The organism is Pseudomonas sp. FSL R10-1350, assembly GCF_009600525.1.
Taxonomy (GTDB): Bacteria; Pseudomonadota; Gammaproteobacteria; order Pseudomonadales; family Pseudomonadaceae; genus Aquipseudomonas; species Aquipseudomonas helleri.
Map to the genome: position 1 here is coordinate 35,630 of NZ_WIVR01000013.1, position 19,399 is coordinate 55,028.

Annotated in this window: 17 protein-coding genes; 7 read left to right on the forward strand and 10 right to left on the reverse strand. The window is 57.3% G+C overall.

Annotated features, from left to right (window positions below):
• Nucleotides 1-142: 142 nt before the first annotated feature.
• On the forward strand, nt 143-1,036 hold the full coding sequence (locus GHO25_RS08865; RefSeq protein WP_153329935.1) for an ATP-binding protein: 894 nt from the start codon (nt 143-145) through the stop codon (nt 1,034-1,036).
• Nucleotides 1,029-1,511, forward strand: coding sequence for a GAF domain-containing protein (locus GHO25_RS08870; RefSeq protein ID WP_153390612.1), 483 nt, complete (start codon nt 1,029-1,031; stop codon nt 1,509-1,511). The genes GHO25_RS08865 and GHO25_RS08870 overlap by 8 nt, the downstream gene beginning before the upstream one ends.
• Nucleotides 1,512-1,526: 15 nt before the next feature.
• On the opposite strand, the gene GHO25_RS08875 is transcribed toward GHO25_RS08870, so the two are convergent.
• From GHO25_RS08875 to GHO25_RS08910, 8 genes are all read right to left on the reverse strand, one after another.
• Complete coding sequence (locus GHO25_RS08875; RefSeq protein WP_153390613.1) at nt 1,527-4,478, reverse strand: HD domain-containing phosphohydrolase; 2,952 nt, start codon at nt 4,476-4,478, stop codon at nt 1,527-1,529.
• Nucleotides 4,479-4,574: 96 nt separating this feature from the next.
• Complete coding sequence (locus GHO25_RS08880) at nt 4,575-8,198, reverse strand: transporter substrate-binding domain-containing protein (protein WP_153390614.1); 3,624 nt, start codon at nt 8,196-8,198, stop codon at nt 4,575-4,577.
• Between the two features lie 8 nt (nt 8,199-8,206).
• Entirely contained in the window at nt 8,207-8,833 is a 627-nt protein-coding gene (locus tag GHO25_RS08885) for a response regulator transcription factor (RefSeq protein ID WP_048368731.1), read from the reverse strand.
• 408 nt (nt 8,834-9,241) lie between these two features.
• A complete protein-coding gene (locus tag GHO25_RS08890) occupies nt 9,242-10,573 on the reverse strand; it encodes a deoxyguanosinetriphosphate triphosphohydrolase (RefSeq protein WP_048389334.1) in 1,332 nt (443 codons plus the stop codon).
• A 138-nt stretch (nt 10,574-10,711) separates the two neighbouring features.
• Nucleotides 10,712-11,053: a hypothetical protein gene (locus GHO25_RS08895; protein ID WP_048368730.1), complete on the reverse strand. Its 342-nt coding sequence runs from the start codon at nt 11,051-11,053 to the stop codon at nt 10,712-10,714.
• A complete protein-coding gene (locus tag GHO25_RS08900) occupies nt 11,050-11,427 on the reverse strand; it encodes a phage holin family protein (protein WP_048368729.1) in 378 nt (125 codons plus the stop codon). The genes GHO25_RS08895 and GHO25_RS08900 overlap by 4 nt, the downstream gene beginning before the upstream one ends.
• A 1-nt stretch (nt 11,428) precedes the next feature.
• A complete protein-coding gene (locus GHO25_RS08905) occupies nt 11,429-11,743 on the reverse strand; it encodes a YqjD family protein (protein ID WP_048368728.1) in 315 nt (104 codons plus the stop codon).
• Nucleotides 11,744-11,901: 158 nt separating this feature from the next.
• Entirely contained in the window at nt 11,902-13,638 is a 1,737-nt protein-coding gene (locus tag GHO25_RS08910) for a monovalent cation:proton antiporter-2 (CPA2) family protein (protein WP_048368727.1), read from the reverse strand.
• A gap of 200 nt (nt 13,639-13,838) precedes the next feature.
• On the opposite strand from GHO25_RS08910, the gene GHO25_RS08915 reads away from it, so the two are divergent.
• From GHO25_RS08915 to GHO25_RS08925, 3 genes are all read left to right on the forward strand, one after another.
• Complete coding sequence (locus GHO25_RS08915) at nt 13,839-14,078, forward strand: glutaredoxin family protein (RefSeq protein WP_048368811.1); 240 nt, start codon at nt 13,839-13,841, stop codon at nt 14,076-14,078.
• A 56-nt stretch (nt 14,079-14,134) separates the two neighbouring features.
• Entirely contained in the window at nt 14,135-15,025 is an 891-nt protein-coding gene (locus GHO25_RS08920) for a pseudouridine synthase (protein WP_048368726.1), read from the forward strand.
• A 198-nt stretch (nt 15,026-15,223) separates the two neighbouring features.
• Nucleotides 15,224-16,501 carry an OmpP1/FadL family transporter gene (locus tag GHO25_RS08925; RefSeq protein ID WP_153330801.1) on the forward strand — a complete coding sequence of 426 codons (1,278 nt, stop codon included), beginning with the start codon at nt 15,224-15,226 and terminating at the stop codon, nt 16,499-16,501.
• A 98-nt stretch (nt 16,502-16,599) separates the two neighbouring features.
• On the opposite strand, the gene GHO25_RS08930 is transcribed toward GHO25_RS08925, so the two are convergent.
• Nucleotides 16,600-16,821 carry a YgdI/YgdR family lipoprotein gene (locus GHO25_RS08930; RefSeq protein WP_048368724.1) on the reverse strand — a complete coding sequence of 74 codons (222 nt, stop codon included), beginning with the start codon at nt 16,819-16,821 and terminating at the stop codon, nt 16,600-16,602.
• A 101-nt stretch (nt 16,822-16,922) separates the two neighbouring features.
• The gene (gene mobA / locus GHO25_RS08935) at nt 16,923-17,492 is read right to left on the reverse strand and encodes a molybdenum cofactor guanylyltransferase MobA (protein WP_153390615.1); all 570 of its coding nucleotides are present in this window, start codon (nt 17,490-17,492) and stop codon (nt 16,923-16,925) included.
• A 77-nt stretch (nt 17,493-17,569) separates the two neighbouring features.
• Between mobA and moaB the strand changes: the two genes are divergently transcribed.
• Together moaB and glp are read left to right on the forward strand one after the other, a co-directional pair.
• Nucleotides 17,570-18,109: a molybdenum cofactor biosynthesis protein B gene (gene moaB / locus GHO25_RS08940; protein WP_048368722.1), complete on the forward strand. Its 540-nt coding sequence runs from the start codon at nt 17,570-17,572 to the stop codon at nt 18,107-18,109.
• Nucleotides 18,093-19,319: a gephyrin-like molybdotransferase Glp gene (glp, locus tag GHO25_RS08945; protein ID WP_178110036.1), complete on the forward strand. Its 1,227-nt coding sequence runs from the start codon at nt 18,093-18,095 to the stop codon at nt 19,317-19,319. Before moaB ends, glp begins: the two co-directional genes overlap by 17 nt.
• The last annotated feature ends 80 nt before the right edge of the window (nt 19,320-19,399 follow it).

Below are 19,399 nucleotides of genomic sequence, written 5' to 3' on the forward strand. Positions count from 1 at the left end.
CGCAAGAATAGTCGAAGTGTGGGGTAACTTGTTGGTGGGCGTGCGGTTTTTTCAATTACCCGAATCGTCCTACACGTCGAATGAACGTTCAGCGTCTGGCGTATCAATGCGCAATCACTGTGCAGCTGTTTGTGGAGATGAAATGGATCCTAAACTGAGTGCTTTTCTGGAGCGCGCCGAAGCCGTTCTGGCTCGCCTTGAGCCTTTGTTGCCAGCGACTCGCCAGGCGATTGAATGGGATAGCTGCCTGGCTGCACGCTGGCAGCGTGATGGCCGTACGGGGTATTTGCTGCCGTTGGACGTCAGCCTGGAAATGCGCCTGACTGACTTGATCGGCGTCGACAAGCAACTCGATCAACTGGGGCGCAACACCAAACAGTTTCTTGATGGTTTACCGGCTAACCACGCCTTGCTGTGGGGCTCGCGCGGGACCGGCAAGTCTTCATTGATTCGCGCCTTGCTCGCTGAATATGCGGGCGCAGGGTTGCGGCTGATTGAAATCGAGCGTGATCACCTGGCGGACCTGCCGCGAGTGGTCGAGCAGTTACAAGGGTTGCCCCAGCGTTTTGTGCTGTTTTGCGATGACTTGTCCTTTGAGTCGGGCGAGAGTGATTACCGGGTGCTTAAGAGCGTGCTTGATGGCTCGCTGGAACAGGCTCCGGATAACGTTCTGCTGTACGCCACGTCGAACCGTCGGCACCTGGTGCCCGAAAAAGAGAGCGACAACGAGAACTGGAAGAACGTTGACGGTGAACTTCACCCCAATGAAGCCGTGGAAGACAAGATTGCCCTGTCTGACCGTTTCGGGCTCTGGCTGTCGTTTTATCCGTTTACTCAAGAACATTACCTGAGCGTGGTTGAACACTGGATCAACGTGCTGGCCAGCAAGGCCGGGCTGCAGTGGCAACGCGATCAGGCGCTGGATATTTTGGCCGTGCGCTGGGCAACCGGACGCGGCAATCGTAATGGCCGCTGTGCTTATCAGTTCGCGCGCTACTGGGTTGGTTTGAAATTGTTGGAGCAGACGAATGATTGATTTAAACGCCACCGGCGAGGGCCTGGACGGCTACGCACTGCTGAAGGCTCAACTGGAGTCTTTGCTGGCCGATGAGCGGGACTTTATTGCCAACGCCTCACAGTTTTCCGCGTTTTTGTTTAACCAGCTTGAAGACTTGAACTGGGCCGGGTTTTACCTCAACCGAAACGAAGAATTGGTACTCGGACCGTTCCAGGGGCAGATCGCCTGTGTACGTATTCCGTTTGGCCGTGGTGTGTGTGGCACCGCAGCGGCCACCCGGCAGACCCAACGCGTTGAAGACGTGCACGCATTCGCCGGGCATATCGCATGTGACAGCGCTTCGAACAGCGAATTGGTCGTGCCGTTGATCAAGGAAGGTCGCCTGATCGGTGTGCTGGACCTGGACAGCCCGAGCATTGGCCGCTTCACCGAGCAGGATCAACAGGGCATTGAAGCGCTGGCGGCGATTTTCTTGCGTTTGAGCGACTGCTGATCAACGCAACATCCGTCAGCTGACGCCCGCCTTGAGCAGCAGTTCGTCGACATTGACCGGGTCGATTTGCTGCGGCTCAAGGTAGCGGCGGGCGTACTGCATAAACACTTGCTCGCGCATAAAGAGCTCAAACAAGGGCGGATCTATGTGCCCGTCCAGGCACATGCCCGCCATGATCTTCAAAGCCTCACTCAAGGTTTTGCCCCGCTTGTAAGGCCGGTCCGAGGCTGTCAGGGCCTCGAAAATATCGGCAATCGCCATCATCCGCGCCGCCAGGCTCATCTCGTCCCGGTTCAAGCGTTTGGGATAACCCTTGCCATCCATCCGTTCATGATGGCCACCGGCAATTTCGGCAATGTCGCCCAGATAGCTGGGGAAGGGCAGACGGCTGAGCATGAGGATGGTTTGCACAATGTGATTGTTGATGATGTAGCGCTCTTCAGCGGTCAGCGTGCCCCGGGTGATGCTCAGGTTGTAAAGCTCGCCACGATTGAACTTGTGCTGCGGCACCTCCAGCTTGAACCCCCATGGGTTGTCACTGGCAATCAGTTCTGACTCATTGCGCGCGAACACGTGCTCAGGCTTGTCGGCCAGCAGCCTTTCAGTCACCGGCAAGCTCTGCTCTTCGCGGGTTGCCTGGCGCTTGTTTTCTTCCCATGACACACCCAGCCGGTCATCCAGAGTGCGGGTCCAGGTTTGTCGGGCAATGCTGTCCAAACGCTGTAAATCGGCCTCGGCCATGGCTTCACCGCCGACATTGCTGCGGGCGACAAAAGCAAAATCATCATCCAGCTCGGCCAGACGGGCGTCACGCTGTTGCGCCAAAGACGGTTCGTCACCGCTGTTGGCCAGTGCTTGCCAGTAGTTGATCCACGCGTCGCGCTTGAGCACCTCAAATCGGGTACGAATTTCGTGTATGCGGTCGTACAGGGTTTCAAGTTTGGTGGCTTTGTCGACCACGTATTCTGGGGTCGTGACTTTGCCGCAATCGTGCAGCCAGGCGGCAATGTGCAGGGCTTCCCACTCTTCATCGGTAGGGTTGTAGTGGGCAAACTGCGGGCTTTGGTCCTGTTCAGCGGCCTTGGCCAACATAAAGGTCAATTCCGGAACCCGCTGGCAATGGCCGCCGGTGTACGGGCTCTTGGCATCGATGACCCCGGCTACCAATTGAATAAAGGCATTGAGCAACTGTTTTTGGCGCTCTTGCAGGCGCTGGCTCTCAATCGATACCGCCGCCGCCCCGGACACCGCTTTGATAAAGGCAATGCGTTCTGCGCTGAGCGGTTCCTGTTCGGCATGGGGGTCGCTGTTGTTGAGAATCAAGGCCAGCACCCCCACGGTTTCACGGTGACGGTTATGCAGCCGAATGCCGATCACATGGATGTTTTGGCTGTCGAGCTCGCGCATCACCGGTGCCAGTTCGCCCGCGTGCTCGAGGTCGAGGGTGCACACCACGCTGTCCTGGCCTTGGCTCAGGGTGCGCAGCCATTGCGGGGCTTGATCGCTTTGCGGGTTGATCACGGCATGGGCCAGGGTGCCGAGGTCGTACGGTTGGTCATTGATGATCAGGCCTTTAAGTTCCAGGTCGGCACTGTCGTTTTCAGTCAGGTAGATCAAACCTGCCTGAGCCTGGCCAATCTTGATCATTTCAACCATCACCGATTGCAGGAGTGGCTCAAAGCGGGTGTGCGCCGAGAGGCTGGCAGTGATCTCAAAGAAACTGGCGAGGGTTTCTTTCATTCGCCGCATCGATACGGCCAGTTGATGGATCTCCAGCACGGGGGACTGCTGCTGCAGCGGGTAATTGAAATCGAAGCTGCGAATCGCGTTGGCTTCCTGCACCAGACCTTTCAGCGGTTTGACCAACAAGCGCGAAGTCATCCAGCCCAATGGCAGGCACAGCAGCAACATCGCCAACGCCACCACCGTGCCTTGCCAGCGCAGCCGATAGGCGTCGGCCAGCAACTCGTCCTCCGGCACCATGAGCGCCAATTGCAAACCGTTGGAGCCGCCATCCTGCACCTTGGCCAACGACACGATCCATTGGCGCTGGCCGTCATCAAGGTGGTGATTGGCGTCTGCACCCTGGTTGATCAAACGCTCCAGGGCCGGATTGAGGGACGTGACCTTGGCCAATTGCGTGGGGCTTTCTTCGCTTAACAGCTTGGCGGTGTCCGGGTACGCCACCGCCTGACCGCTCTCATCGAACAGGACGATTTGCGTGCTGGGGGTGATCAAGTGTTTGGCGAGGGTACTGGACAGCTCAGACAGCGTCAGGTCGGCGGCGATCACCGTCTTGGCCGAGCTGCGCTTGGACAGGGTGGTGCCGACTTCGCCGGTGGAGAAAAACAAGTACGGGCTGGTGGTGGATTGATCAATGCTGGCGTGGCTTGGGATATACCAACTGCGCTTGCGCGGGTCGTAGCTGTCATTAATGGCGGTGCGCTGTGCCAGCAACGTTAACGACTCGTCATAAAAAAGCTTGGTTGATTCGGTACCCAAGGGTTTGCCCGAACGTTGCACGGACCACACCTCATAGGCAGCTTGGGCGGGGGCTTTTTGGCGATTTTTGATCGCCTCTGTGCGCAAAGGGCGGACCTGGAAAAAATTGCCCTGATTGTCGCCCATATACAGCGCTGACAATGCCGGGTTGTCATCCAGTGCCTGGACGAAGGTGGGGAGCAGTTCCATCCGTGCATCAAATTGATCGGTCTGCACCGCCGGGTTGCGCGCCAGCAAGTTCAAAGTGTTGCGCAGCGGCTGATAGGTGTTCAGCAGATCCAACTGCACGTCCTGCTCGATCTGGTCGAACAGCTTCTGGCTGCTGTCGAGGATGATGCGGGTGTTTTGCAGGTAATTGAAAACACCCAGTGCGATGCCCATCAGGAGCAGCAGTAAGGTGAACACCACGCTGATATGAATATGCAGCGGGAACTGACGCTGACTGGCGGGCACGGTAAAAGGCATGACATGTCTCCGCAGGCATCAGGGCGCTGATGCCTGTAAGCATAGTAAGCCGTGGCCAATCTGCCTGTGGATTGGCCGTTTTGTGCAAACAAACAGTCAGGTGGCAGCGTCACGCTGGGCCAGCTCGCGCAGCAATGTCTGCTCGAGCGTCCTCATGGCGTGTTGTACGCCCAGACTGCAATCCTGGAGTGTGGCCTGGCTGGCGTGTTCGAGGCGTTCACACTGGTTGATCAGTTGCACGGCCCCGACGATACGCGCTGCGCCTTTGATCCGGTGCGCAATGGCGGCAAAGGGTTCCTGGCCGTCGTTAACATTCAGTTTGCTCAGAGTGTTGAGGTCCTGTTGGTTGGTGCGCAACAGCTCTTCGAGCAGCAGCTTGATCCGCTTGTCATCCTGGCCGGACAGTGCGTAGAGATTTTCAATGTTGAAGACGTCCTTTGCGCACGTCAGCGGCTCAAGGGCGGTTAATCGCTGGCTCAGCAAGGTCAAACTGATGGGTTTGAACAGGCAGTCATTCATGCCCGCTTCAAGGCAGCGCTGGCGCTCTTCGGGTTGAGCATTGGCGGTAAAGCCCAGGATGGTGCAAGGCGCGTGCTGTGCGGCGTGTTCGTGACGGCGAATAGCACGTGTCAGGTCGTAGCCGTTCATGACGGGCATGTTGCAGTCGGCTATCACCAGGTCGAAAGCGCCGCCTGTCCACAGCTCAAGCCCGGCTGCGCCATTGTGCGCCGTGGTGAACTGATGCCCCAGGTAACTCAATTGCTGGCACATCAGCAAGCGATTGGCTGGGTGGTCATCCACCACCAGCACATTCAACTGCCGAACGGCGGGTGCAATGGCCGGTTCTTGCGCTACGGTTTCGGCGCGCGGTTCGAGGGTCTTGACGGTGAGTTTGATGTGGATCTGCGTACCGATATCGGGCTGGCTGTTCAAGTTCAAAGTTCCGCCCATCATCTGGCACAGGCTGCGGCAAATAACGAGGCCCAGCCCGGCACCGCTGAGCGCCAGTTGCCCGCAGTTTTCTGCCTGGGCAAAGGGTTCAAACAAGCGGGCCTGATCGAAGGTGCTGATGCCAATCCCGGTGTCGCTGACGTTTAGCAGCAACTCCACCTCGTCGGCAACGCCGGTCGCCAGCATCTTCAGTTCAAGTGTGACCTGGCCGCGTTCTGTGAACTTGATCGCATTGCTGACCAGGTTGGTCATGATTTGCTTGAAGCGCAGGGGGTCGATCAGCACATCGGGGGCATTGTCTTCGGGGGTAAAGATCAGCACCAAGCTGAGGTTTTTTTGCCGGGCCAGGCCATCAAACACCCGTACCACCGAGTTGGCCAGCTCACGCAGGTTCACCCGCTCCGTGCTCAGGTTGAGCCGCCCGGACTCAATGCGGGCGATGTCGAGGATGTCGCCGATCAACTCCAGCAAGTCTTTGGCCGAGTTGTAGGCGACCTCAATGGAGGGGCGTTCCAGATAGCCCTGATCGGCGCGCTTCAAAGTGAGTTCAAGCATGCCGATGACGGCGTTCATCGGTGTGCGGATTTCATGGCTCATGGTCGCCAGAAAAGTGCTTTTGGCGCGGTTGGCGTCATCTGCCTGTTCTTTGGCGGCGCGCAGTTCATCCATCAATTGGCGTCGGTCGCTGATATCAATCCAGCCGCCGATAATGCCCTGAACTTCGCCCAATGAGTCCCGATACGGCAGGATCCAGTGGTAAATGGTTTGCGTCTTGCCACCGATATGCAGCGGTCTGTCAACGATCATCGGCGTGCCTTCGCGCATCACGCGCTGGTAATCCGCCTCATAGTCATGGGCTTCATGCTGATTGTTGAGCAGGCTTTGGGTCTGCATCACGTTTTTGCCGATCACGTCTTCGCGACGGGCCGAGAAAGCCTGCAAGTAGCTGTCGTTGCAGGTTTGCAGAATGCCGGCGCGGTCACGCACATAAATGGGGTGCGGGGTGCCATTGACCAGCGCACTCATGAATTCAAACTGGTCGCTGAGCGCGCGCTCGGCTTTTTTACGCTGATTGATCTGGCGGCGCATGTAGGCATTCCAGACCAATGACAGCAACAGCAGCAGGCTGGTGCCAATAATGATCTGGTAAATCAGGCGGTGGTAATTGCGCCAGTAGCTGTCGGATGCCGGCACATAGCCGCGCCAGCGGCTGTTGATCACGCCCAGCTCGTCGGGGCCAATGCTTAGCAGGGCTTTATTGAGTATGGAGCCGAGTTCGGTGGCATCCCGAGCTGTGGCGAGGGAGAACATGGCCGGTTGAGTGCCCAGGGTTGTGCTGATCTGCAAGCGGTCCTGGAACAGTTGCGAGGCGAGCAGGTAGTTGGCAATGACCAGCGTATTGACGGCGCCATCAGCTTTACCTTCGGCTAGTAATTCAGTGGCCTGGTAGATGTCATCGGTCTCGACCAGGGTGATCTGCGGGTACTCGGCAACCAGGTAGTCGGTCAGCGGGTTGCCGTGGGTCAACGCCAGACGCTTGCCGGCCAGTTGATCGAGGCTGGCGGGTTGCTCCGCGCCTTTGCGGCTGAGCAACACAAATGAGTTTTCTAGATAGGGACGGCTGAAGGCCAATGCGCTTTCTCGCGAAGCGGAGGGGCTGATGGCCGAATTGATGTCGGTGTCGTGCTGCTGAACCATGCGCATCATGGTGCTGAGGCTGCGCTCGCGCTGGATTTCAAAGCGCAACCCGGTGCGCAGGCGAATCACTTCCAGGAGATCTGCGGTAATGCCGCGGAAATTGCCGTCGGCATCAAAAAAAGTCAGGGGTGCCAAGGTTTCATTGACCGCCACTTTGACCACCGGGTGTTTGACCAGCCAGCGTTCTTCGCGCTCGGTGAGTTGCAGTTTTTGATCGGTGAGCAGCAGGTCGCTGCCGGCGTTCCAGCGTTTGGCAATGCTTTCGCGTTCACTATTGGGCACGGCAAGCAGAGTGGCGTTGATAATGTCGAGTAATTGCGAGTTGTCGCGGCGTACGGCAAAGCTGAAGCCGTGAGCTTCATGCTTGCCAAAATTGGCCATTTTGATGTTCTTCAAATAGCCCTTGTTGATCATGTAATGGGTGGAGATCGTGTCGCCCAGAAAGACGTCGGCCTGATCGAACGCCACCGAGTTAATGGCATTTTGCGTAGAAGGGTAAGACTGGATGATGGCGTTGGGGTAAAGCGCCTTGACCTCATCCAGTGGCAAATAGTGGTAAACCATGCTCAGCCGCAGGCCCGCCAGGCCGTCAGAGAGAGAGCGGGTCTCTCCCTCACGGGTGACCAGTACCGGCTGGTCTATGGCATAGGGGGCTGACAGCAGCAGCTTTTGATTGGCCGCTTCAAAACCATTCGACGTGCCCAGCACGTCGATGCTGCCGTCTTCCAGTGCCTTGATGGCGGCATCGCGAGACGCGAAGCGTTTGACCTTGATTGATACATTCAGTGCTTTAGCGAGGATGCCTGCGTAATCAGCGGTCAGGCCTTCGAAATCCTGACCGCTGACGGTCATGTCAAACGGTGGGTAGTCGGGGGCGGAGGCCCCCAACTGTAATTCACGTTTCTCGTGTAGCCAGTAACGCTGTTGTTTATCCAGCGGGACTTCCATGTGATAGGTGCCCGAGCGGCTGAGCAGGGGAAAGCTTTCGGGTTTAGGTAACTCGGCAAACACGGGGGCGCACAGGAGCAGTCCTGCGAGCAGATAAAAGTAATACGTTAACCGCATGGGCATCCTGTTTCTCACACTAGGGCGTTGCGTTTAGCCAATTCGATGAGGTCGACCAAAGAATTGGCTTTAAGTTTTTGCATGAGCCGTTTTTTATAAGTGCTCACGGTTTTATTGCTAAGAAACATGCCGGTGGCGATTTCCTTGTTTGTTTTGCCTTGGGCGAAGAGCTTGAGAACCATCAGTTCCCGGTCGTTGACTAATTTGAACAGCTCAAGCTCCGAAGAGTTGTGCCCTTCAATATTTTCAGGAGTCAATGCTTGGCTGGGAAAGTAATTGTAGCCAGAGAATACAGCCTTAATTGCACTGACAAGTTCACTGAGTTCTTCTTGTTTACACACATATCCTGCTGCCCCCGACTGCATGCAGCGCATGGCAAACAACGCCGGTGACTGGGCCGTCAAGACAAGGGTTTTGAGGGTTGAGTTCATGGCGTTAAAGCGCGCCAGTACTTCCAGTCCGTCGAGTTTTGGGATGCTGATATCGAGAATGATCAGGTCAGGGACACATTCGCGAATCATTTGCATAGCATCTACGCCATTGTCGGTTTCACCGACTATTTCATAACCTTCATGTTCTAACAACATGCGAATGGCCAAGCGGATAACTGGATGATCGTCGACAATAAAAATCGTGTTCATATTGAATTCCCATAAAGAGCTGAATAGAAAGCGCGCACCTTAGCTCAGATATATGGATGTAGACACGAAGCGATCAGCCTACAAACGTAGTATGGGAATATTCCTACATTAAATAAGGCGTGAACTCACGAGTTGTTCGGGGGGTGACGGCGGTTTAATATCGTGCTGAATCGTTTGATGGCTGTTTTGTCGTTAGTGTGTTTATAGAATCTTATTAAGATTAGGATTATTCCTACATATGCTTCTGTTTTTGTATGGTGAATTTTTTGCCCGGATTTAAATGCTCGATAACGTCATTTTTTCTGGGTATTGAACTGCAGAGTGTTTAAAAAATAAAAACGGTTACAACTTATGTGTTCATTACCTTGTGGTCGTTCCTTCAGCAACGACCACAAGGTAATGCCCCACTCAGACAGGGCTGGATCGGCCGGTCATCTCCTTGGCCATTTCGGTGGCATAGCTGTCAGTCATGCCGGCAATAAAGTCGATAATGCGCATAAACGAGCGATGCAAGGACCAGCTTGGGTCCGGGGCGTTGTGACCGAGCAAATCGAGGATGCGGCGGTTTTTGAACGATAAGGTTTTGTGCCCGTGTTGTTCCAGTGCCGCCCCACAAAAAGCATTTAACAAGATTTCCAGCGTGGTGTAAGCGCCGATTTCATGCAGGGTTTTGCGCTTGTCCTGGAAGATCTTTTTACGCGCCATGTTCTTGGCGTCGAGCACGCAGCGCTTGGCCGTGCCGTGCATGTGCTCCACCAGATCGCCGGGTAGCGTGCCCGCCAGCAAGGCGTCCTGCTGTTCGACAAAGGCGCGAGCGGCGGCGTTGGTCAGGTGCTCAATGGCCTTGCCGCGCAAAATGGCCAGCTTGCGGCGTTCAGAGTCTTGAGGGCCGAGCTGGCGATAGGTCTCGGGCAAATCATCGCCCACCAGATTCAATAGCAGGGACTCGACCTCGGCGTATTGCAGCAGGTCCATCTCCAAGCCGTCTTCAAGGTCAATCAAGGCGTAGCAGATGTCGTCAGCAGCCTCCATCAGGTACACCAGCGGATGGCGCGCCCAACGTTGTTCTTCGATTTGCGGCAGGCCCAACTTGTGGGCAATCCCTTCGAGCAAATGCAGCTCGCTTTGATAGCAACCGAACTTGTGCTTTTTGTACCCCAGAGAGTCGGCATGCCGGGCGGTCCACGGGTACTTGAGGAACGTACCGAGGGTGGCATGGGTTAGCCGTGTACCACCGTCGAACTGGTGGTATTCAAGCTGTGTCAGCACCCTGAACCCTTGGGCGTTGCCTTCGAAGTTCAAGAAGTCATTGCGCTCGGCCTCACTCATGTCGTCCAGCCAGCCCTTGGCCGCAGCCTGCTGGAACCAATGGCGGATGGCATCTTCACCAGAGTGGCCGAAGGGCGGGTTGCCGATGTCGTGAGCCAGGCAGGCCGATTGCACCACCATGCCCAGGTCGGCGGGGTCGCACCATTCGGGCAGGGCGCTGCGAATGGTTTCGCCCACGCGCATGCCCAGCGAGCGGCCGACGCAACTGACCTCCAGCGAATGGGTAAGGCGGGTGTGAATATGGTCGTTGCTGCTGACCGGGTGCACTTGGGTTTTGCGCCCAAGCCTGCGAAAGGCGCCGGAAAAAATAATCCGGTCGTGATCCTTGTGAAAGGGACTGCGCCCGAGCTCTTCGGCGCTGTAATGAGGTTTTCCGAGACGTTCGCGGTTAAGCAGGGTTTGCCAATCCAAGGCGCAGCGCTCCATCAAATGACTGATGACGCAGCTTCTCGCTTCAGGCGGGTTGGTGCAAGGCTTGGCGCATAAGTTAGGCAGCAAGCATGCCCGCGATCTTTTGATCATGAAAATCAAAAGATCGCGAGCTGTGCGTCAGGGCTTGCGCGAAGAACCCTGAATCACCAGTTTGATCAGCGGCAACAGCCCGGTGGTCAGCCCGATTAAACGGGACACGCCACCGGAGCCTTTGCTTTTAGTGCCTTTGCCGGTCAAAAAGCCCAGCAGAGTCACCACCGCCACACCCCACAGCGGGGCGTGCTTGATACCCAGGTGTTCTTTCCAGTTGCTGGTGACACCGCGCATTTTGTTCAACGGCTCCAGCAATTGTTGCGATTCATGACGAATCTCTTGGCGGTGCATTTCCATGCGCAGACGAATCAGCATTTTGCGCATGTCACGGCGCGAAGCGTTTGGCGGCATTTCAGGCAGGCTCATGGCAACAAACGCTCCCGGTCTTTGGCCAGCTCTTCGAGCGTGGCGTTGAAAGGAGAGGACTCATCAAACACGGCCGCTTTAAGGCGCAAACCACAGAACGCCGCTGCCAGGGTGTAAAAGACGCAGAGCCCGATAATGCCGGGCAGTCGATAACTGTCCCATAGCACGATCAGCACCAGCGCCGACAGGCCGAGCAGCAATAACAACCCGAACACCAGTGCCAGCCCGGCGAACAGCAACAGGCTGACGGTCCGTGCCTTCTGTTCTTGCAGCTCGATGCCCAGCAACTCGACGTGGCTGTGCAGCAGACCCAGAAACGCGGCACCCAGGCGCCGCGGTGAGGAACGAGGGGAGCCGGATTCTTCGTTTGTCATATCAGCGCCGGGTGGCCAGCAGGCCAATCAAAAAGCCGACCCCGGCAGCAATGCCGACCGATTGCCACGGGTTGCTCTGTACATAGTCTTCGGCAGCCGTCACCGCGGCTTCACCGCGCTCGTGCAAGGACTCTTTGGTGTCTTCCAGCGAGGCACGCGCCTTGTCCAGGCTCAGCTTGATCTTGTCGCGCAGCTCATCGGCCTGATCACCTGCCAGCGCAGCGCTGTGTTCCAGCAGGCGTTCTGCGTCGTTGACCAGAGTCTGGAGATCGGCTTTGAGGATTTCTTGAGCATTCTTTGCTGTTATGCGGGCCATGATTAACTCCGTGTGTGGCTTCTTGATGGTTCGAGTGTAGGCATTCGCTGAAGGTTCACTACTTTTCTTCACATCAGATCAATGCGCTGACCTGCTGGTGCCCTGGAACACTCAGACTAGACGGCTTAACCCCGAGCGGAAGCAAACCTTACCTTAAATCATTCGTCGTCGCGGGGAAAACCCGGCGTGTCCAGTGGCTCGCTGCTCTCAAAACAACCTTCCAACAAGTGATAGCGGTTATGCCGCACTTCATCGACGCGGTGGCGTACGGTTCTTTCAGGCAGCCCCAGCAATATCAGGGCGTGTGATGCCAGCATCAAGCTGGACTCGAGCAATTCGGGCACCACTTCGGTGGCGCCGGCGGCCTTGAGCTCGGTAAGCCGACTGTCGTCGCGGGTTCTGACCAGAATCGGCACTGCAATGGTGATGAGACGGGCCTCTTTCAGCACGCTCATGGCGATTTCGGTGTTGTCCACGGCAATCACCAGCAAGCGGGCACGATCAAGGCCCACCGCCCGCAACAAATCGCCACGGCGGGCGTCGCCGTAATGCACAGTGCTTTCGGTTTTGTTGGCCTTCTGGATCTGGTCCGGGTCGTAGTCAAGGGCGATAAAGTCCTGATTTTCACGGTGCAGGAAGCGCCCGATGGACTGGCCGACCCGGCCAAAGCCGCAGATCACCACATGCCCCTGCAGCTCGGCACTTTGCTCGGTGATTTTTTCCAGCTCGGCTTCTTCGTTCGAGGTGTGGTGCAAGCTGGCGGCGATGCGAGGAGCGGCGCGCAGCAGCAGGGGCGTGAGCAACATGGAGCAGAACGTCGCGGCCAACAAGTAAGGGGCGTATTGCGACGGGATCAGCGCATTGAGCTGCATTTGTGCCATCAGCGCGAAGCAGAACTCACCGCCTTGGGCCAATGCCAGGCCGCTGCGCCAGGCGGTCTCGCCGTCGCTGCCGCGCAGCTTGACCAGCGTCGCCACAACTGCGCCTTTGATGAGCATCAGCGCCAAGGTGAGGCCGACAATCAAAAAGCCGTGGTGCAGGAACAATTGCAGGTCGATGAGCATGCCGATGCTGACGAAAAACAGCCCCAGCAGAATGTCGCGAAAAGGCCGGATGTCGGCCTCGATCTGGTGCCGGTAATGGCTTTCACCCAGCAACATGCCCGCCAGGAACGCGCCGAGCGCCGGGGACAACCCCAGCAGGTGGGTCAACCAGGCCGTGACCAGCACGATCACCAGGGCCAGCAACACAAACAGTTCGGCAGAACGTGAGGCCGCCACCTCGTGAAACAGGCGCGGCAGTACGAAGCGGCTGGTGATGAGCAGGCCGACAAACAGAATGATGGTCTTGCCCAAGGTGATCGGCAGCGCCCAATACCAAGCTTGATCGCTGCTGCCGGCAAACACCGGTACCAGCGTCAGCAGCAATACGGCCACCACGTCCTGGAACAGCAATACGCCAATTGCGTTCTGGCCGTGGGGGCTGAAAATTTCCCCCAGGCTGGTCAGCTCTTTGCTGACGATGGCCGTGGAAGACAGGGCCAGGCCTGCGCCCAGCAAAAAGGCGCTGCTGGCTGACATGCCAAAGGCAAGCAGCAAGCCGCCCAGGACCACGGCGGTGCAGATGACTTGCAGGCTGCCGAGGCCAAAAACTACGCGGCGCAGCTTGAGCATTTTGGGCAGTGAGAACTCCAGCCCCAGCGAGAACAGCAAAAACACCACCCCCAACTCGGCGAGGTCCGGCAGGTCCGGGCTGTTATTGACCCAGTTCAGCGCCGTTGGGCCGATGAACAGGCCGACGCACAAATAACCCAGCACCGGCGGCAGTTTCAGGCGTCGAAACAGGGCAATGACCACCAATGAAGAGGCGAGGATGATTAACAAATTGGCAAACACTAAGCGCTTCCTTCACTCATTTTTCTAGCTGAGCACTCTGTATGGGCCACAAGAGCACGCCAGTACGTAGCGTAGTCGTAAGCAGCGGTGTAAAGCGATTGCTCTGATCAGCGTTGCTGCACAAGCGCTGCCGACAGGCGGGTCGACGTGCCCGGGCAAGGCTCCTAAACTATATGCCCACCCTACACAGGTTAATGATCATGCTTCCCGAATGTCAGTTGCTCGGCACCTTGGGTTGCCATCTGTGCGAAGTGGCTGAAGGCGTCTTGATGCCGTTGGTGTATGAAGACGGCTTGCTGGTTGAGCTGGTTGATATTGCCGACCGTGAAGAATTGGCTGAGGCCTACGGCTTGCGCATCCCCGTGTTGCGTCGGATCGACACCGGCGCTGAGCTGGACTGGCCGTTTGACACTGAGCAGGTAGCCCACTTTCTGCTGTAGCTTGTGGCGCACTGTGCGCGATAATCGCGGGCTGCTTTTCTTGCCCAGAGTTTTTTATGTCGACCCAGCTTTTCAACGCCGCCGAGCATCAAGCCAGCACCTTGTACTTGCCACCGGGTCAATGGCCGACGGTACTCGACTGTTTGTGCGAGCACTTTCGGGCCATCAGCCGTGAGCAATGGCTGGATCGAATCGCCCGTGGCCGGGTCCTGGACGCCTACGGCGTGCCGATCAGCCCGCAGTTGGCGTACAAAGAAGGCCTGCGCATTCATTATTTTCGCGAAGTACCTAACGAAACGCCGATTCCGGTGCAAGAAACCATTTTGTATGCCGATGAGCATTTGGTGGTGGCAGACAAACCGCACTTTCTGCCCGTGACCCCGGCGGGCGAGTACGTCGAGCAAACCTTGCTACGCCGTTTGATCCGCACGCTGGACAACCCCAATCTGGTGCCGCTGCACCGGATCGACCGGCACACGGCGGGGTTGGTGCTGTTCTCTGCGAACCCGACCAGCCGCTCGGCGTATCAGTCGTTATTCCCTACGCGAAACATTGAAAAACGCTACGAAGCCATTGCCCGGGCCTTGCCAGATCTGGAATTGCCGCGCGTGCACAAAAGCCGTCTTGTGGAGGGCGAACCGTTCTTCCGCATGCAAGAAGGGCCGGGCGCCAGTAATACCGAAACCCGTGTCGAAGTGTGCGAGAAAAACGGCGATCTGTGGCGTTATGCGCTGTACCCGGTTACGGGTAAAAAACACCAGTTGCGCGTGCACATGGCAGCGCTGGGGGCAGGGATCTGCAACGATCCGTTTTATCCCGAGGTCATCAAGGACGCTGTGGATGACTACGCCAAGCCCCTGAAGCTGCTGGCGCAGGGCTTGCGTTTTACCGACCCGCTGACCGGCGAAGAGCGTTTTTTCGAGAGCCGTATCCGCCTCGACTGGTAATTGAACATCGCGAAAAACCAGACAAAACCGGGCAGTCAGATTGGGGCTCAAGGGTCTTTATGAGAGCCGAAAAACTAGCCAAAGTCGCTGAAAATGCCCGGATTGTCGGACAAAAATAAACATGAAAAACTCTTCATAAACTGCCTCCTCGAAGATTGGTAGCTTCCTCAGCGCTGCCCACTCATTCGAGTTCTAATAATGAATAAAAAAATGCTCAAAAGCGCTTTGGCGCTCTCTGTTGCTGTTGCCTCGACTCAACTGCTCGCCGGTGGTTTCTCCCTTAACGAACAAAGTGTCAGCGGGATGGGAACCGGTTTTGCCGGGCGCTCCTCTTCTGCCGACGATGCCAGTACCGTGTATGGCAACCCTGCCGGGATGTCCCGCCTCAAGCAAAACGAAGTCAGCGTTGGCGCCACCTACCTTGATGCCAAATCCACCATCAAGGACGCCAGCTCTACGCAGTTTGGCGCTGATAACCCGGGCACCAACAAAGGCGACATGGTACCCGGCATTGGTGTGCCGTTTGGCTACCTGGTCACTCCGATTGACGAGCATTGGGCCTTTGGTCTGGGCGTTTATGCCCCGTTCGGCCTGGTGACTGACTATGAGAGCAGCTTCCAGGGCAACGGCTTTGGCAGCAAAAGCAAAGTGCAAGTCATCACTACCCAGCCGACGGTCAGCTATGCCTTTAACGATAAAGTCTCGGTAGGTTTCGGGCCGACGTTCAACCGTCTCACTGGCGAGCTGGACTCCAAAGTGCCGGCGTTTGGCCTGGGCAATGAAACCGTCAAGATCAAGGGCGACGACAACGCCATCGGTTTTAACGCCGGGCTGTTGGTACAGGCGCTGGACAGCACCCGCTTCGGTGTGACCTATCACTCGCAGGTGGTTTACCACCTGAGCGGCCACACCAACGCCTCGGGCCTGCTCTCTGATCTGGTGGACGGAGGGCCGCAGCGTTACGGCGCCAAGCTGAACATCACCACGCCGTCGTCGGTGGACTTCTCGGTCACTCATCAACTCAACGATGACTGGACCCTTTATGCGGGCAGTACCTACACCCGCTGGAGCCAGTTGAAGAAAATCACCGTCAACAACTCCGGCGTGTCCGACGGAAGTAGCGAGCTGGCCTCCATCACCGAGGTGCAGAACTGGCATGACACGTGGTCGCATGCCATCGGCGCGGCGTATCGGGTCAATAAGCAGTTGGTGTTGCGCACCGGTTTAACGCTGGACCAGACCCCCACCAACAACACCGATCGTTCGGTACGGATTCCTACGGGAGATCGGACAGTATTCAGCGTGGGTGCCGGTTGGACACCCGTGGATAACCTGACTTTCGACGTTGCCTATTCCTACCTCAAGGAACAGCCGATCAAGGTTCATGACAGCCAGCCCGCGCTGGGCCTGACTTATGACGCCAAGTATGAAAACAGCGCCAACGGCTTTGGTGGCTCGGTAACGTATCGCTTCTGATCGCGCAGTCTCAGCAACAGCCAGGTTTTTTACAGATGCGTCAAAAAACAAAACCCGCACTTGGCGGGTTTTGTTTTTCAGCGCATAAACCCGAAGGCTTACAGTTCTTTAACGGTACGAACCTGGTCTTTGTTGATGCGGGTTTCTTTACCGTCCAATTGTTTGAACTGGTAAAAGCCCGACGACGAGTCGTACTTAGGGGCGTCGACTGTCTGGATTTCACGGCCATCATTGAGTGTGATCACGCTTGGCGAGGAGCAACCAGCAAGGGCGGCCAGGCCTGCAGTGAGCATAAGAGCGGCCAGAGTCCGATGAGTCATGTCTATCTCCAACAAATAGGGGTGCTGTTATTAATCACTGTCCTTGAGACGTATACATCGCTCTCAAGTTCCGTGGTTAGCCACAAGAACAGCGCGTTAGCTTATATCAGTAAGTCAGCAGTGTTGAAGTTGCTTAACCGTGAATCATTTTCGGGGCATTGTACGGGCTGTGCATTGAGCTGGAGCATGATTTTTCGCGGGCTGCGTTCGCCCGTGTGCCAGGCTGCTTCGAATGCCGGTGCCAATGCCGTCGGGATCACACAAAACAACGGCTCCCAGTGTTCACCCTGACGCACCATGTGCGGTGTGTCCGGCGCACGGGCGGCGGCCGCAAGCAGCGTGCCGAGCAGCTCGCCATTGACCCTGGGCACATCGCACGGCAGCACCAGCAGGTGTGAATGCCGAGCCGCCGCCAGGCCCGCCCGAATACCCGCCAGTGGCCCGTCAAAGTCATCATTGCCATCGCTCACCAACTGGTCGGCATAGGCGGCGTAGCGGTCGTGGTTGCGATTGCAGGAAATGATCAAGTCATCGGTCAGCGCACGCGCCGCTTGCTGTACATAAGCAATCAACGGCTGCCCGCGCCACAAAACCAGGCCTTTGTCCTGGCCACCCATACGCTGGCCCCGGCCCCCGGCCAGAAGCAAAATCGAACTCTGAAACGGCTGCATGAATGGGCTACGCTCCGTCTGGCGAATAAGGGCGTGATATAACACCCACCTGTTTTTCCTACAACCGGACCCCGTCTATGAAAGCCAAAGTTGATGCTCCTTTCGTTCCTTTGAACATTGCGGTGTTAACCGTCAGCGATACCCGGACCCTCGAAACCGACACGTCCGGGCAAGTCTTTGTCGATCGTTTGAGCGAGGCCGGGCACCATTTGGCGGCGCGGGTATTGCTCAAGGACGACCTGTATAAAATTCGCGCCCAGGTGGCGACCTGGATTGCCGATGATGAAGTACAAGTGGTGTTGATCACCGGCGGCACCGGCTTTACTGCGCGTGATAGCACGCCAGAGGCGGTGAGTTGCCTGCTGGACAAGCAGGTCGATGGTTTTGGCGAATTGTTCCGCCAGATATCCGTGGCCGATATCGGTACTTCGACCGTGCAATCACGCGCCTTGGCCGGTTTGGCCAATGGCACGCTGGTGTGCTGCCTGCCGGGTTCGACCAATGCGGTGCGTACCGGTTGGGACGGCATTCTGGCCGAGCAACTGGATGCCCGTCACCGGCCTTGCAACTTTGTCGCGCACTTGAAGCAGGCACCGGCCTGTGAAACCCGTGGGTAAGCCGGGGCGTACGGGCGAGTTGATGCCCGTTGAAGTCGCACTGGCGCAATTGCTGGCGCTGGCCGAAGCGGCGCCGATCCGTGACAGCGAGTCAGTGCTGTTGGCCGACAGTGACGGGCGGGTTCTGGCCGATGACCTGGTGGCAAGCCTTGATTTGCCGCCGTGGCCCAACAGTGCCATGGACGGTTACGCACTCAACCTGGCTGACTGGTCGGGCGAACCGCTGCCTGTCAGTCAGCGGATTTTTGCCGGGCAAGCGCCTGAGCCGTTGACGCCGGGCACCTGCGCACGGATCTTCACCGGCGCGCCGGTTCCACAGGGCGCCGATTGCGTCGAAATGCAGGAAAACGCTCAGGTCCAGGCCGATGAACGGGTGTTGTTCACTGAGGCGCTGACCGTGGGGCAGAACATTCGTCCTCAAGGGCAGGAAACCACCGTGGGCGAAACCGTACTGCTTGCCGGTACCCGGCTGGGGCCGATCGAGCAGGGCTTGGCGGCGTCTCTGGGCTGCGCCACGCTCAAGGTAATCCGCCGGGTCAAAGTGGCGGTGCTGTCGACCGGTGACGAACTGATCGAGCCGGGCCAGCCGTTGGGGCCGGGGCAGATCTACAACAGCAACCGCGTGGTGCTGTGCAGTTGGTTAAAGCGCATGGGGTGTGAGGTGGTCGACGCCGGGATCTTGCCTGACGAACTGCCTGCCACCCGAAAACGTTTGGCGGAGCTGGGCGCGGTTGACCTGATCTTGTCCACGGGTGGGGTCTCGGTGGGGGAGGCGGACTTTCTCGGGATAGCCCTGCGTGAAGAAGGCGAACTGGCCCTGTGGAAACTGGCGATCAAACCCGGAAAACCCCTGACCTTTGGGCATTTTCGCGGTGTGCCGGTGATTGGCTTGCCAGGTAACCCGGCCTCGACCTTGGTGACCTTTGCATTGCTGGCCCGGCCTTACTTGTTGCGCCGTCAAGGCGTGCAAGCCGTTGCGCCGTTGAAGTTTCAAGTGCCAGCCGGATTTGTCTGGGCCAAGCCGGGTAATCGCCGCGAGTACCTGCGTGGCCGGCTGGATCAAGGCCGGGCAATCATTTACAAAAATCAGAGCTCAGGCGTTTTACGCAGCGCTGCCTGGGCCGATGGGCTGGTGGAAGTGCTTGAAGGCAGCACACTGGCCGAAGGCGACGGGATCGGCTTTATCCCGCTAAGCGAAGTGTTGGGCTAACCCGCAAACCTGGAGCTGCCGCAGCCTGCGGCAGCTCCTATCAAAAATAAAATAAGTGATTGATTCTAAAGGCCCTGTAG